13 protein-coding genes are annotated in these 14,389 nt (G+C 60.2%); 3 read left to right on the top strand and 10 right to left on the bottom strand.

The window, feature by feature from the left end; genetic code table 11:
• Window positions 1-39 precede the first annotated feature (39 nt).
• A complete protein-coding gene (locus tag SB725_RS03160) occupies window positions 40-546 on the bottom strand; it encodes an ATP-dependent zinc protease (protein ID WP_027926673.1) in 507 nt (168 codons plus the stop codon).
• 191 nt (window positions 547-737) lie between these two features.
• Between SB725_RS03160 and SB725_RS03155 the strand changes: the two genes are divergently transcribed.
• Window positions 738-1,625, top strand: a complete 888-nt coding sequence (locus SB725_RS03155) for an acyltransferase (RefSeq protein ID WP_027926672.1) — start codon at window positions 738-740, stop codon at window positions 1,623-1,625.
• A gap of 1 nt (window position 1,626) precedes the next feature.
• Here the strand turns inward: SB725_RS03155 and SB725_RS03150 are convergent, their stop codons facing one another.
• Window positions 1,627-2,181 (bottom strand): DUF2780 domain-containing protein, encoded by a 555-nt coding sequence (locus SB725_RS03150; RefSeq protein WP_059183050.1) that lies wholly within the window; start codon window positions 2,179-2,181, stop codon window positions 1,627-1,629.
• A 462-nt stretch (window positions 2,182-2,643) separates the two neighbouring features.
• Here SB725_RS03150 and SB725_RS03145 point away from each other — a divergent pair, with 462 nt between their 5' ends.
• On the top strand, window positions 2,644-3,027 hold the full coding sequence (locus tag SB725_RS03145) for a DUF3757 domain-containing protein (protein ID WP_027926670.1): 384 nt from the start codon (window positions 2,644-2,646) through the stop codon (window positions 3,025-3,027).
• 45 nt (window positions 3,028-3,072) lie between these two features.
• Here the strand turns inward: SB725_RS03145 and fdhA are convergent, their stop codons facing one another.
• The 8 genes from fdhA to SB725_RS03105 form a co-directional block, all read right to left on the bottom strand.
• The gene (gene fdhA / locus SB725_RS03140) at window positions 3,073-4,272 is read right to left on the bottom strand and encodes a formaldehyde dehydrogenase, glutathione-independent (RefSeq protein ID WP_007947729.1); all 1,200 of its coding nucleotides are present in this window, start codon (window positions 4,270-4,272) and stop codon (window positions 3,073-3,075) included.
• A 207-nt stretch (window positions 4,273-4,479) separates the two neighbouring features.
• On the bottom strand, window positions 4,480-5,337 hold the full coding sequence (purU, locus tag SB725_RS03135) for a formyltetrahydrofolate deformylase (RefSeq protein WP_027926669.1): 858 nt from the start codon (window positions 5,335-5,337) through the stop codon (window positions 4,480-4,482).
• 191 nt (window positions 5,338-5,528) lie between these two features.
• A complete protein-coding gene (locus SB725_RS03130) occupies window positions 5,529-6,161 on the bottom strand; it encodes a sarcosine oxidase subunit gamma (RefSeq protein ID WP_027926668.1) in 633 nt (210 codons plus the stop codon).
• Between the two features lie 128 nt (window positions 6,162-6,289).
• A complete protein-coding gene (locus SB725_RS03125) occupies window positions 6,290-9,307 on the bottom strand; it encodes a sarcosine oxidase subunit alpha (RefSeq protein ID WP_027926667.1) in 3,018 nt (1,005 codons plus the stop codon).
• Window positions 9,304-9,633 (bottom strand): sarcosine oxidase subunit delta, encoded by a 330-nt coding sequence (locus SB725_RS03120; protein WP_007947734.1) that lies wholly within the window; start codon window positions 9,631-9,633, stop codon window positions 9,304-9,306. Before SB725_RS03120 ends, SB725_RS03125 begins: the two co-directional genes overlap by 4 nt.
• 14 nt (window positions 9,634-9,647) lie before the next feature.
• On the bottom strand, window positions 9,648-10,898 hold the full coding sequence (locus SB725_RS03115) for a sarcosine oxidase subunit beta (protein WP_007947735.1): 1,251 nt from the start codon (window positions 10,896-10,898) through the stop codon (window positions 9,648-9,650).
• A gap of 23 nt (window positions 10,899-10,921) precedes the next feature.
• Window positions 10,922-12,175: a serine hydroxymethyltransferase gene (gene glyA, locus SB725_RS03110; protein WP_027926665.1), complete on the bottom strand. Its 1,254-nt coding sequence runs from the start codon at window positions 12,173-12,175 to the stop codon at window positions 10,922-10,924.
• A gap of 284 nt (window positions 12,176-12,459) precedes the next feature.
• Complete coding sequence (locus tag SB725_RS03105; protein ID WP_027926664.1) at window positions 12,460-13,170, bottom strand: TraX family protein; 711 nt, start codon at window positions 13,168-13,170, stop codon at window positions 12,460-12,462.
• A gap of 133 nt (window positions 13,171-13,303) precedes the next feature.
• Between SB725_RS03105 and SB725_RS03100 the strand changes: the two genes are divergently transcribed.
• A complete protein-coding gene (locus tag SB725_RS03100) occupies window positions 13,304-14,344 on the top strand; it encodes a low specificity L-threonine aldolase (protein ID WP_027926663.1) in 1,041 nt (346 codons plus the stop codon).
• The last annotated feature ends 45 nt before the right edge of the window (window positions 14,345-14,389 follow it).

Below are 14,389 nucleotides of genomic sequence, written 5' to 3'. Positions count from 1 at the left end.
GCCCCAAGGCTCACGTCACGTCAATGAGACCACTTGAATTCAGCAATCGGGTTTGTCGGCGGTAAAACGGCGTGCCGGGTTCACCGCCGCGCCGAATTCACGCAAGGCTTTGGCGCCGATCAGCAAAGGGTAGTTGAAGCTGCTGCGGTCGGTCAGGTTGACCTCGACGGTGCGCTTGACGTTGCCCAGGCACAGCTCCAGATCGACCACCGGACGCTTGGTGGGCTCGGTCGCCTCCTTGTCATCGTCCTCTTCTTCGGAACGGGTCTTGATCTTGCTGATCCGCGCGACCTTGTGTTCGTAGACCTTGTTGCTGGCGTCCTTGGTGGCAAGGCGAAAACGTACCCAGTCTTCGCCGTCGCGGGTGAAGGTTTCGATGTCCTTGGCCGACAGCGACGCGGTCAGGGCACCGGTGTCCATCTTGGCCTTGAGCACTTCGCCGCCGATTTCCGGCAGCGCGATGTATTCGTAACGCCCGTACAGGGTCGGCTCGGCGGCCAGGACTGGCAGGGCCACCAGGGAAAGCAGTGCGAGGATCGATTTCACGTAATGGGCATCCATAAGGAGTGGGCAGCGGGATGTTAGACCGTTGTCGAGTAGATCGTTCCCACGCTCTGCGTGGGAGCGAGCGTGTCGCAAGATTAACGCCCCAAAGGTGAAACATTCGTCACCCCCGATTTGGCCTCCCGCCCGAAGCTGCTTATCATGGCGCGCCCACATGATCCCAAGAGTTACTTATGCGCCGCCTGCTCACCGGCTGTTTCGTCACCCTGCTGCTGTTGCTCAACACCCTGGTCCTGATCGGGCCGCTGATGGTATTTGCCCTGCTCAAACTGGTCCTGCCCGGTCGCTATCGCGACTACGCCTCATGGGCCGTGATGTGGATCGCCGAGACCTGGGCCGAGATCGACAAACTGATCTTCCGTCTATGCATCCCGACCCGCTGGGACATCCGCGGCGGCGAAGGCCTGCGCGTCGACACGTCTTACCTGGTGATCAGCAACCATCAATCCTGGGTTGATATCCCGGCGTTGATCCAGACCCTCAACCGGCGCACGCCGTTCTTCAAGTTCTTCCTCAAGAAAGAGCTGATCTGGGTGCCGTTCCTGGGGCTGGCATGGTGGGCGCTGGATTACCCGTTCATGAAGCGTTACACCAAGGCCTACCTGGCCAGGCACCCGGAGTTGGCCGGCAAGGATCTGGAGATCACCAAAGCGGCGTGCGAGCTGTTCAAGCGTCAGCCGGTGACGGTGGTCAACTACCTCGAAGGCACTCGCTACACCGCCGCGAAAAGCGCCCAGCAGCAATCACCCTTCACTCACCTGCTTCGGCCCAAGGCAGGCGGCGTGGCGTTTGTGCTGGCGGCATTGGGCGAACAGCTGGATGCCGTGCTCGATGTGACGGTGGTGTATCCGCAACAGGCGATTCCGGGGTTCTGGGATTTGATCAGCGGTAATGTGCCGAGGGTCATCATCGACATCAAGACCCGCGAACTAGACCCCGCGCTGTGGCAAGGCGATTACGAAAACGATCCGCTGTTTCGCGAAAAAATCCAGAACTGGGTCAACCAGCTCTGGATCGAAAAAGACCAGCGTATCGACGCATTGCGCGCCGAGCGCCGTTGAATCAACTGCCGGTGCCGGCGCCCCAGATGCTGCCCAGGCTTTCCAGCAACGAGCCACCAACGCCCTGCTGACCGAGGTATTGCAACAGCACCGGGGCAAACTGGCCGATCATGCCGCTGTCCATGCCCAACTCGCTAAAAGCGTTGTTCAGATCATTGGTGTTCTTCACGGCACCCAAGGCATTGTCCAGACCGGCCGCCTTGCCGGAAGACCCAAGCAGGCCGGCCAGCGCGCCCAGCTCACCGCCGCCGGACAACTTGTCGATGCCCGGAACGCTTTTGGCCAGTTCCGAGTAATCGGTCGAGCTCAACTGATTCTTCGCCAGCCCCAGCATCGCCCCAGTCCCGCCGACGGCCTGTTGAGGTGTCACGTTCAATTGGCTGAGCGCGCTCAACAAACCGGCCGTTTCTGAAGTCGGCGCCGCGGCGGCGGCTGTATTACCGCCCTGCATGCTTGAGGCCGCTTTGGTCACATCGTCCAGGCTGAACCCGGCGAAGACCGGGCTGGCCGCAAGGGTCATCAGCGAAGCCAGTGCCAAACCGCGTGAAATCTTCATTCAGACATCCTCTTGTGCCATGAAAACCGCCTGTGAGCGGACGGGAAAACTGCCGGTTTGACCGGGGTTTTGGCGGTGTTGTTCCTTGCTGGTGTTGCCATTTTTTTCGCTGTAACTAAGCAAGACCAGTAGCAATGAAAACATCAATGTCTGTCTCAAATTATAAAAAGGTTATTTATTACGCCGAACCCTCATAAAAAACTGTTAGATCTGACAGTAGCCAACCACCATCGCACAACTTAATCTCCCAGTTGCAGGGGATACCGTAACGTATGACATCGTCCCAGGTGATAACGGCCGGTACTACGCGACAAACATTCAAATAATTAGACGCAAAAAAACCAATTAACTTGAGTTAGCTCTGACAGTCGGCACTTAGCTACCTGCCTATAACTTCACAACTCCACAGCACTCAACATTACTTGTGTGCCGCATGGACATTAAACACACAAGGAGAGCGTTTTGCGCACAACTATTATTTCAAGCACCTTTGCGATTCTGACCATCAGCAACTTCGCCTACGCAGACACCTGTCCTGATCCATCAACTTTCAAACAGGCAGACAACGTTTTTACCGCAAAAGACAAGTCGGGCCGGATCTGGAAAGGTGAGTACTGGCAGACCGAAGCCCCCTCTTTCAGCTTCGAAAGCGCGGCCTACATCACCGAAGACGAAGGCGAGGACGGCCTCCCCATGACCGTCAGTCAAATGAGCTGTCGCTACGGGAAAATAGCGATGGTTCTCGATAATGTGAAAGATTGGAAGCCAGCACCTGGAGTTTGGGACAAATCAAATCACTGCACGAAGTCCATCAGCGAGTGCTCATTCAACAGCAGCAATAAATAAAAAAGGGCGACATCTCTGTCGCCCTTCTCCCGTCTTGCGTAACGCTTACGCCGCGCTGAACAGTTTGTGCGGATCGATCACAAACTTCTTCGGCACGCCCGCATCGAACTCGCCGTAACCACGTGGCGCGTCATCCAGGCTGATGACTTCCACGCCAACGATGTCGGCAATGTGAATGCGGTCCCACATGATCGCCTGCATCAGTTGGCGGTTGTACTTCATCACCGGCGTCTGGCCGGTGTGGAAGCTGTGGGATTTGGCCCAGCCCAGACCAAAGCGAATGCTCAGGCTGCCCATTTTCGCGGCGGCATCTACAGCACCCGGGTCTTCAGTCACATAGAGGCCTGGAATACCGATTTTACCGGCGACACGAACCACCCCCATCAGCGAATTGAGCACGGTGGCAGGGGCCTCGTGTTTCACGCCGTCATGGCCGTGACCGCGCGCTTCGAAGCCTACGGCGTCGACAGCGCAATCCACTTCCGGCTCGCCCAGCAGCGCAGCGATTTGTTCGTGCAGCGGCGTGTCCAGGGACAGGTCGGCGATTTCAAAACCCTGTGCCTTGGCGTGCGCCAGGCGAACGGTATTGACGTCACCGATGATCACCACTGCCGCGCCCAACAGGCGAGCGGAAGCGGCGGCTGCCAGACCGACCGGACCGGCACCCGCGATGTACACGGTGCTGCCTGGGCCAACACCCGCCGTCACGGCGCCGTGGTAACCGGTTGGCAGGATGTCGGAGAGGCAGGTCAGGTCGCGGATTTTTTCCATCGCGCGATCGCGATCCGGCAGTTTCAGCAGGTTGAAGTCAGCGTACGGCACCATCGCGTATTCGGCCTGGCCGCCGGTCCAGTCGCCCATATCGACATAACCATAAGCACCGCCCGGACGGGCCGGGTTGACGCTGAGGCAGACACCGGTGTGCATCTCTTTGCAGGAACGGCAGCGCCCGCAAGCGACGTTGAACGGTACGGACACCAGATCGCCGATTTGCAGGTTTTCGACGTCGCTGCCCTTCTCGATGACTTCGCCGGTGATCTCGTGGCCGAGCACCAGACCGGTCTGAGCGGTGGTGCGGCCGCGCACCATGTGCTGGTCGGAACCACAGATGTTGGTGGAAACCACACGCAGGATGACAGCGTGATTAATCTTCCTGCCGCGCGGGTCCTGCATTTTCGGATAGTCGATTTTCTGTATTTCGACTTTGCCATTGCCGAGATACACCACACCACGATTGCCAGACATGCTTTCACCTCGCTGTTGTTTTTATGTAGCGGTCGCGTCGCCATGGAGCGGCGGCGCGTTGATTGCTCGGGTTATTGCCTGTGTGTCTTTGCTTTGTCTGTTGGGGCCTCATCGCGGGCAAGCCCGCTCCCACAGTGGCAGCGGTTGACCACAAGACTTGTGAACGACACAAAACCCTGTGGGAGCGAGCTTGCTCGCGATAGCAATCTAGAGAACGACGGTGCGATTGGCGTTCAAAAATACTCGTCGTTCAATGTGATAACCCACCGCCCGCGCCAGGGTCAGCCCTTCGATATCCCGCCCCTTGGCGATCAGGTCTTCCGGGTAATGACTGTGGTCCACCGCCTCCACGCCCTGGGCAATAATCGGCCCCTCGTCCAGGTCGTTGTTGATGTAATGCGCCGTCGCGCCAACCAGTTTCACACCCTTGTTGTAGGCTTGGTGATACGGCTTGGCACCCTTGAAACCGGGCAGCAGGGAGTGATGGATGTTGATCGCCTTGCCGTCGAGTTTGCGGCACAGCTCTGGCGACAGGACTTGCATGTAGCGCGCAAGAATCACCAGTTCGGCGCCGGACTCTTCGATCACCTGCCATACCTGACGCTCCTGCGACGGCTTGTCGTTGGGGTCCAGCGGGAAGTGGTAGTACGGAATCTGGTGCCAGTCGGCCAGCGGCTTGAGGTCGGGGTGGTTGGAAACCACGGCGGCCACGTCCATCGACAACTGGCCGATGCGCTGGCGATAGAGCAAGTCGTTGAGGCAGTGATCGGCCTTGGAGACCATGATCACCACTTTTGGCCGGTAGTTCGGTGGTGTCAGTTCGAAGACCATGCCGAAGGCTTTGCCACGTTCTTCCAGTCCGGCGCGGAAGGCTTGCTCGTCGAAGCCTTCGGGCTGACGGAATTCCACGCGAATGAAGAAGCGGCCCGAGAGCCGGTCATCGAAGGAGTGGTGCTCGGTGACGTAGCAGCCCTGCTCGAACAGAAAGCGGGTCACCGCGTCCACGGTGCCGAGGACGCTGGGGCAGTCGGCGGTCAGAATCCATGTGTCTGGGGCGCGGCTCATAGTGCGGTGACTCCTGTTCGAAAATACCTACACGGCTGCGAAGACCTGTGGCGAGGGAGCTTGCTCCCGCTGGGTTGCGAAGCGACCCCAAAATCAGCGACCGCATTCACTCAGGAGGAATGCGGGCTCAGGTTTTACGACTGCTGCGCAGCCGAGCGGGAGCAAGCTCCCTCGCCACAGGGGAACGATCATTAAGCCTGGACGCTCAGGCCGTATTCAGCGGCCGCATCCTGCAACCACAACCACCAGTAATCCGAGAAGCTGCGGCGGATCAGCAGTTCCCAAGTGTCTTCAGCGGTATGGCGAATCACCAGTTGCGACTTGGCGAACACCGTGCCCACGGCCTTGCCCACCGGGAAGCTGTTGGGGTGCACGTCGTAGCTGGTGGATTTCATCAGCACCTGGCGCACGTTCGGGCCGCTCAGTTCGAGGATCTGCTGGCCGCCGCTGACGTTGGTGATTGCGATGTGCAGGTCGCCCAGCGCTTCACGCAGTTTTTGCTCGGCGGCAAATTCTTCACCGGTCGGCACGATCAGCAGCCACTCATCCGGCCCCATCCATTGCAGGCTGGTTTCGCCTTTGATGACGACGGTCAGCGCACCCGGCAATTCGATGCCAAGCGCCTTGTGTACGCCGGCGGCAAACGCAGCATCGTGGCCATCGCCACGGATGGTCAGGTGGCCGAGGAGTTTCTTCTCACGCACGGTCACGCCGGCGTTTTTGCGGCCCTTGCCCGCCAGGCTGGCGAGGTCGGCATGATGCAGCGACGACTCGGCCTTGGCCCCGGTGGTTGGGCGTTGTTGGTAAACATTGGCTGCGGTCATAAAGCACCTTTCCTGAATTCGTTTCCCTGTGGGAGCGGGCTTGCCCGCGATGGGAGCAACTCGGTCTGCCTGAGGCACCGCGCTATCGTTCATCGCGGGCAAGCCACGCTCCCACAGGTTCTGTGGTGTCAGATGTTCTGGCGATCACCCTTAGGATCGAAGAACACCGAAGAAACAATTTCCGCCTCGATCACGCTGCCATCCGCCAGCGGTGCGAACACACGCTCACCGATACGCTTCAACCCGCCTTTCACCACGCCCATGGCAAATGAATAGCCCAGGGAGTTGTGCAAGTAGCTGGAGGTCACGTGGCCAACCATGGTCATCGGGATCGCTTGCTTGGTGTTGAACACCAGTTGCGCACCTTCCGGCAGCCATTTGGTCGGATCGATCGGCTTCAGGCCCACCAGTTGCTTGCGTTGATCACGCACGCAGTCTTCGCGGTTCATGCCACGCTGACCGATCCACGAGAACGGTTTGGTGCGACCGACGCACCAGCCCATGTTCAAGTCATCCGGCGTCATCGAGCCGTCAGTGTCCTGGCCGACAATGATGAAACCCTTCTCGGCCCGCAGGATGTGCATGGTCTCGGTGCCGTACGGCGTCAGGTTGTATGGCTTGCCGGCCTCGACGATTTTCTCGAGCACGCCCATGGCGTAGTCGGCTTGCACGTTGACTTCGTACGACAGCTCACCGGTAAACGAAATCCGGAACACCCGCGCCGGCACACCACCGACCAGACCTTCTTTCCAGGTCATGAACGGGAAGGCTTCGTTGCTCAGGTCGATGTCGGTGACGTGGCTGAGCAGCTTGCGGCTGTTCGGCCCGGACAGGGTCATGGTTGCCCAGTGATCTGTCACGGAGGTGAAGTACACCTTCAGCTCCGGCCATTCGGTCTGGTGGTAGATTTCCAGCCATTGCAGCACGCGTGCAGCGCCGCCGGTGGTGGTGGTCATCACGAAATGGTTGTCGGCGAGGCAAGCGGTGACGCCGTCGTCGAAGACCATGCCGTCTTCTTTGCACATCAGGCCGTAGCGCGCCTTGCCCACGTCGAGCTTGGTCCAGGCGTTGGTGTAGATGCGGTTGAGGAACTCACGGCAATCCGGGCCCTGGATATCGATCTTGCCCAGGGTCGACGCATCCAGCAGACCAACACTGTCGCGCACGGCTTTGCATTCGCGTTTCACCGCGGCATGAATGTCTTCACCGCTTTTCGGGAAGTACCACGGACGTTTCCACTGACCGACATCTTCAAACTCAGCGCCGTTTTTCACGTGCCAGTGATGCAGTGCGGTGTGACGGACCGGCTCGAAGATGTGCCCACAGTGACGACCGGCCACGGCGCCGAACGTCACCGGCGTGTAGTTAGGGCGGAACATGGTGGTGCCCATCTGCGGGATGGTCACGTTCAGCGAACGGGCAGCGATGGCCAGGCCGTTGACGTTGCCGAGCTTGCCCTGGTCGGTACCGAAGCCCAGTGCGGTGTAGCGTTTGACGTGCTCGACCGACTCGAAGCCTTCGCGGGTCGCCAGCTCGATGGCGGCAGCGGTGACGTCGTTTTGCAGGTCGACGAATTGCTTCGGCGCCCGTGCGGTGGCTTTTTCGTGGGGCACCTGGAACAGCGCCAGCGTTGGCTCTTCCAGACGGCTCAAGGCTTTTGGCAGTACGCCTTCGACCGTTTGGAACCCGGCTTCGGCAGCGGCGCGAGCGCCCCCTTCAAAACCGTCGGCCAGGGAATCGCCGAGGCCGTAGACACCGTTGATACCACCGACGCACACGCGTTTTTGCGGTGCTTCGCCCGGTACGAAACCGAGGATGTCTTCGCGCCAGATCGGCTTGCCACCCAAGTGCGACGCCAAGTGAACCACCGGGCTGTAACCACCGGAGCTGGCAACCAAGTCGCATTCGAGCCACTCGCCAGGACTGGTCACGGCGTGTGCTTTGACATCAATAGCCGCCACACGAGCCGCCGTCACGTGCTTGCTGCCACGGGCTTCGATCACGGCGCTGCCGGTCAGGATGCGGATGCCTTTGGCACGTGCTTCTTCAACCAAAGCGCCACGAGGATTGCTGCGGGCGTCGGCGATAGCGACGACTTGCAGGCTGGCGTCGAGCCAGTCCAGAGCAACGCGGTAGGCGTGATCGTTGTTGGTCGACAGCACCAGTTTTTTGCCCGGTGCCACGCCGTAGCGGCGCACGTAAGTCGACACAGCACCAGCAAGCATGTTGCCCGGCACGTCGTTGTTGCCGTAGACCAGCGGACGCTCGTGAGCGCCGGTCGCCAGCACGACACGTTTGGCGCGAACGCGGTGGATGCGCTGACGCACCTGGCCAATCGGAGCACGGTCGCCGAGGTGATCGGTCAGGCGCTCGTGGATGGTCAGGAAGTTGTGGTCGTGGTAACCGTTGACCGTGGCGCGCGGCAACAGCAGCACGTCCGGGGTGTCTTTCAGTTCGGCGATGACGCTGGCGATCCATTCGGCAGCAGGCTTGCCGTCGAGGCTTTCGCGGGAGTCGAGCAGGCTGCCGCCGAACTCTTCCTGCTCATCGGCGAGAATCACTCGGGCACCGCTGCGCGCAGCAGCCAGTGCAGCCGCCAGGCCAGCAGGGCCAGCGCCGACGATCAGCACGTCGCAGTGCTGGTTCATGTAGTCGTAGGTGTCCGGGTCGTTCTCGGTTGGCGAGCGGCCAAGACCGGCGGCTTTACGAATGTACTTCTCGTAAGTCATCCAGAACGATTGCGGGTACATGAAGGTTTTGTAGTAGAAGCCCGGTGGCATCAGCTTGCCGCCGACCTTGCCGAGAATCCCCATCATGTCGTTGTTCACGCTTGGCCAGCCGTTGGTGCTGGTGGCGACCAGGCCTTGATACAGCGCTTGTTGCGTGGCGCGTACGTTTGGAATCTGCGTGGCTTCAGTCGCGCCGATCTGCAGCACGGCGTTTGGCTCTTCAGCGCCCGCCGCGAAGATGCCGCGCGGACGGGAATACTTGAAGCTGCGACCGATGATGTCGACGCCGTTGGCCAGCAGTGCAGCGGCCAGCGAGTCGCCTTCAAAGCCTTTGTAGCTCTGGCCGTTGAAGGTGAAGTTCAGCACTTTGTTGCGGTCGATCCGTCCACCGTTGGACAGGCGATTGATCTGGCTCATACCTTAGCTCCCAGAGCCTGCGCGGCCGCTTTCGGACTTTCAGTCTTGTCGGTGAACTGCGGCTTGGTGCCGATCTTGTAGGTCTCGAGAATCTCGTAGGTCACGGTGTCGCGGGTGACGTTGAAGTACTGACGGCAACCGGCAACGTGGTCCCACAACTCGTGGTGCAGGCCGCGAGGGTTATCGCGGAAGAACATGTAGTCGCCCCACTCCTCGTCGGTGCAGGTGGTCGGGTCCAGTGGGCGCGGGATGTGCGCCTGGCCGGATGCATGAAATTCCTCTTCGGAGCGCAGTTCGCCGCAGTGAGGACAGAAGATATGCAACATGGGGATTTCTCCTGTTAGTGGGCAACCGCAGCAGCGCCGTGTTCATCGATCAACGCACCGTTGTGGAAACGGTCGATGGAGAAAGGTGCAGCCAATGGGTGCATTTCACCCTTGGCCAGACTCGCGGCAAACACGTTGCCCGAGCCAGGTGTCGCCTTGAAGCCACCGGTACCCCAACCGCAGTTGAAGAACATGTTCGGTACCGGCGTTTTCGAAATGATCGGGCAGGCATCAGGCGTGGTGTCGACGATGCCGCCCCACTGCCGGTTCATGCGGACGCGGGACAGTACCGGGAACATCTCGACGATGGCTTGAATCGTGTGTTCGATCACCGGGTACGAACCGCGCTGGCCGTAGCCGTTGTAGCCGTCGATACCGGCGCCGATCACCAGGTCGCCCTTGTCGGACTGACTGATGTAACCGTGTACGGCGTTGGACATGATCACGCTGTCGATAATCGGCTTGATCGGCTCGGACACCAGCGCTTGCAGCGGGTGCGATTCGATCGGCAGACGGAAACCGGCGAGTTTGGCCATGTGCCCGGAGTTACCGGCAGTGACCACACCGACGCGCTTGGCGCCGATGAAGCCCTTATTGGTTTCAACACCGATGCACACGCCGTTTTCCTTGCGGAAACCGATCACTTCGGTCTGCTGGATCAGGTCCACGCCCAAGGCGTCGGCGGCACGGGCAAAGCCCCAGGCCACGGCATCGTGACGGGCCACGCCGCCGCGACGCTGGACGGTCGCGCCCATCACCGGGTAGCGGGTGTTTTTCGAGCAGTCGAGGTACGGAATCTCGTCGGCTACTTGTTTGGCATCGAGCAGTTCACCGTCCACGCCGTTGAGGCGGTTGGCACTGACCCGACGCTCGGAATCACGAATGTCCTGCAGGGTGTGGCACAGGTTGTAAACGCCGCGCTGGGAGAACATCACGTTGTAGTTCAGGTCCTGGGACAGGCCTTCCCACAGTTTCATCGCGTGTTCGTACAGGTGCGCCGACTCGTCCCACAGGTAGTTGGAGCGAACGATGGTGGTGTTGCGCGCGGTGTTACCGCCGCCCAGCCAGCCTTTCTCGACCACGGCCACGTTGGTGATGCCGTGTTCCTTGGCGAGGTAGTAGGCGGTCGCCAGACCATGCCCGCCACCGCCGACGATGACTACGTCATAGACCTTTTTCGGGGTCGGCGTGCGCCACATTTTCTGCCAGTTTTCGTGATGGCTGAGGGAGTGTTTGAAGAGGCCGAAGCCCGAGTAGCGTTGCATAGTCATTTACTCCAAAACCGCGCTCAGCGATAAACCGGGAAGTCCGCGCACAGGGCCGATACTTGCTGCGCAACATTGGCCTCGACATCGGCATCGCCGAGGTTGTCGAGGATGTCGCAGATCCAGCCGGCCAACGTGACGCACTGGGTCACCTTGAAGCCGCGCGTGGTCACCGCCGGGGTGCCGATGCGCAGGCCGGAGGTGACGAACGGCGACTGTGGATCATTCGGGACAGCGTTCTTGTTCACAGTGATGTGGGCGCGACCGAGTGCTGCATCCGCGTCTTTGCCGGTGAGGCCCTGACGGATCAGGCTGACCAGGAACAGATGGTTATCGGTACCGCCGGACACTACATCGTAGCCGCGTTTGATAAACACGCCGGCCATGGCCTGGGCGTTGTCGATCACTTGTTGTTGGTAAGCCTTGAAGCTCGGCTCCAGCGCTTCCTTGAAGCACACCGCTTTACCAGCGATCACGTGCATCAGCGGGCCGCCCTGGGCCCCCGGGAAAACGGCGGCGTTGAGCTTCTTCTCGATTTCTTCGTTGGCCTTGGCCAGGATCAGGCCGCCACGTGGACCGCGCAGGGTCTTGTGAGTGGTGGTAGTCACCACATCAGCGTACGGCAGCGGATTCGGGTACAGACCAGCAGCGACCAGACCGGCAACGTGCGCCATGTCGACGAACAGCAGGGCACCGACCTTGTCGGCGATCTGACGGAAACGTGGGAAGTCCAGAGTCTTGGAGTAAGCCGAGAAGCCGGCAACGATCATTTTTGGCTTGCATTCGACGGCCAGGCGCTCGACTTCGTCGTAATCGATCAACCCGGTTTTAGTGTCGATGCCGTACTGCACGGCGTTGTACAGCTTGCCCGAGGACGACACTTTGGCGCCGTGGGTCAGGTGACCACCGTGGGCCAGGCTCATGCCGAGGATGGTGTCGCCTGGCTGGATCAGCGCCAGATACACAGCACTGTTGGCCGAAGAGCCGGAGTGCGGCTGGACGTTGGCGTAGTCGGCACCGAACAGTTGCTTGGCGCGTTCGATGGCCAGGGCTTCAACCTTGTCGACGTGCTCGCAGCCACCGTAGTAGCGCTTACCCGGATAGCCTTCGGCGTATTTGTTGGTCAGGCCACTGCCTTGCGCTTCCATGACGCGTTTGCTGGTGTAGTTCTCTGACGCGATCAGCTCGATGTGATCTTCCTGACGTTGCTCTTCGGCATTCATCGCCGCCAGCAGTGCATCGTCGTAACCCTGGATCTGGTCTTGCTTGCTGAACATCGCGTCTCTCCCAGCGGCATCTATGCGCCATTCGTCTCGGTAAGGCACTGGTGTTTCGACAGTGCCCTTTGGATGCGATGGTATGACCGGCGCAGACAGGCCAAATGCCTACGGACGCCACGCAAAGGTGCGTTTACGACATGAGCCGAAATGCCTGACCGGACACGGTCCCCGAACCACCAGAGATCCCGGTGGGAGCGAGCTTGCTCGCGACGGCGGCGGGTCAGTCGATATCCCTGTTGAATGACAAACCGATATCGCGAGCAAACCTGCTCCCACAGCGGTCAGGTGACGATTTGGCGGACGAGTAGCAACAGGAAAAAATGCAGCGGATAGAGGGCATAGGCCCAACGCCGCATCGGCAGTGGATGAATGCCTTTGGCATGTCGCAAAAGCAGCGTCCCCAACAGTGGCGCAATCAGACAAGCGGCGATGCCTGGCACCGCAGCACTATTGCCCAGCTTCGCGGCTTGAATCAGCACCCGCCATTCATTGGCCGCCAGGCACACCAGCCCCGGCAGCAGCGCGAAATACCAGGGACGCCGGATCACCAGCAACATCGCCAGCGGCAACAACACCCCGAAGAAACCAAACATCAGTCGCTCCGGGAACACTGCCGCCAGCGTCAAAGCGGCGACCGCCAACAGTCGCGATTGCAGCGTCGGGTGCTGCCAGCCCCGAGCGACCAACAGCCCAAGCGCCAACGTGGGCAACACGTTCAAGGTGTCGGGATCAGGAATGTACAACCTGTAAGGGATCTCACTGATGGCACTGAACAGCAGCAACCAGCCCAGATAACGCCACTGATGGGGCACTTCCCGTGCACGGGAAACATTCACCGCCATCGCCAGACAGAACCACGGAAACGCCAGCCGCCCCGGCACATACAGCAGATCGACGGAATAACCGACATATCGCAGGTGATCGAGCACCATGCTCAATAGCGCCAGCCACTTGAGCAGATCCAGTGCCCCATCCCGTTGAGTCATGTGCATAATTGCCCGTCGTCTTTGTATTTTTCTGTCAGACGCATCGCGTGTGCTCCCCGGATGATCTTCGGTAAAGTGCGCACCATCATTGACCACGAGTCGCTTCACCATAGGCGTCTCGACCACGGAAAGCAGGGCCATGACCGATAAGAGCCAACAATTCGCCAGCGACAACTATTCCGGTATCTGCCCTGAAGCCTGGGCGGCCATGGAACAGGCCAACCACGGCCACCAGCGCGCATACGGCGACGATGAATGGACCGCTCGCGCGTCCGACGATTTCCGCAAACTGTTCGAAACCGACTGCGAAGTGTTCTTCGCCTTCAACGGCACCGCCGCCAACTCGCTGGCCCTGTCGTCGCTGTGCCAGAGTTACCACAGCGTGATCTGCTCGGAAACCGCCCACGTCGAAACCGACGAATGCGGCGCACCGGAATTCTTCTCCAACGGCTCCAAACTGCTGATCGCCCGCACTGAAAACGGCAAGCTGACCCCGGAATCGATCCGCGAAGTCGCTCTCAAGCGCCAGGACATTCACTACCCGAAACCGCGCGTCGTGACCCTGACCCAGGCCACCGAAGTCGGCAGCGTCTACACCCCGGAAGAAATTCGCGCCATCAGCGCCACCTGCAAAGAGCTAGGCCTGAACCTGCACATGGACGGCGCGCGGTTCTCCAATGCGTGTGCGTTCCTCGGCTGCTCCCCGGCAGACCTGACCTGGAAGGCCGGCGTAGACGTATTGTGCTTCGGCGGTACAAAAAACGGCATGGCGGTCGGCGAGGCGATTCTGTTCTTCAACCACAAACTGGCTGAAGACTTCGACTACCGCTGCAAACAGGCCGGTCAACTGGCCTCGAAGATGCGCTTCCTCTCGGCCCCGTGGGTCGGGATTCTGGAAAACGACGCCTGGCTCAAATACGCCCACCACGCCAACCGCTGCGCACAGTTGCTGGCCGAACTGGTGAGCGACATCCCGGGCGTGGAACTGATGTTCCCGGTGCAGGCCAACGGCGTGTTCCTGCAACTCTCGGAACCGGCCATCGCCGCACTGACCGCCAAGGGCTGGCGCTTCTACACCTTCATCGGCAACGGCGGCGCACGCTTCATGTGCTCGTGGGACACCGAAGAAGAACGCGTACGCGAACTGGCCGCCGACATCCGCGAAGTCATGTCCCGCTGATTCCTTCAAACAGCAACCCGATCCCCTGTGGCGAGGGAGCTTGCT

This window comes from Pseudomonas sp. SIMBA_041 (assembly GCF_046535095.1).
Classification (GTDB): domain Bacteria; phylum Pseudomonadota; class Gammaproteobacteria; order Pseudomonadales; family Pseudomonadaceae; genus Aquipseudomonas; species Aquipseudomonas mucoides.
The sequence above is the reverse complement of the archived record's forward strand: the minus strand, read 5'-3'. Positions and strand labels throughout refer to the sequence as shown.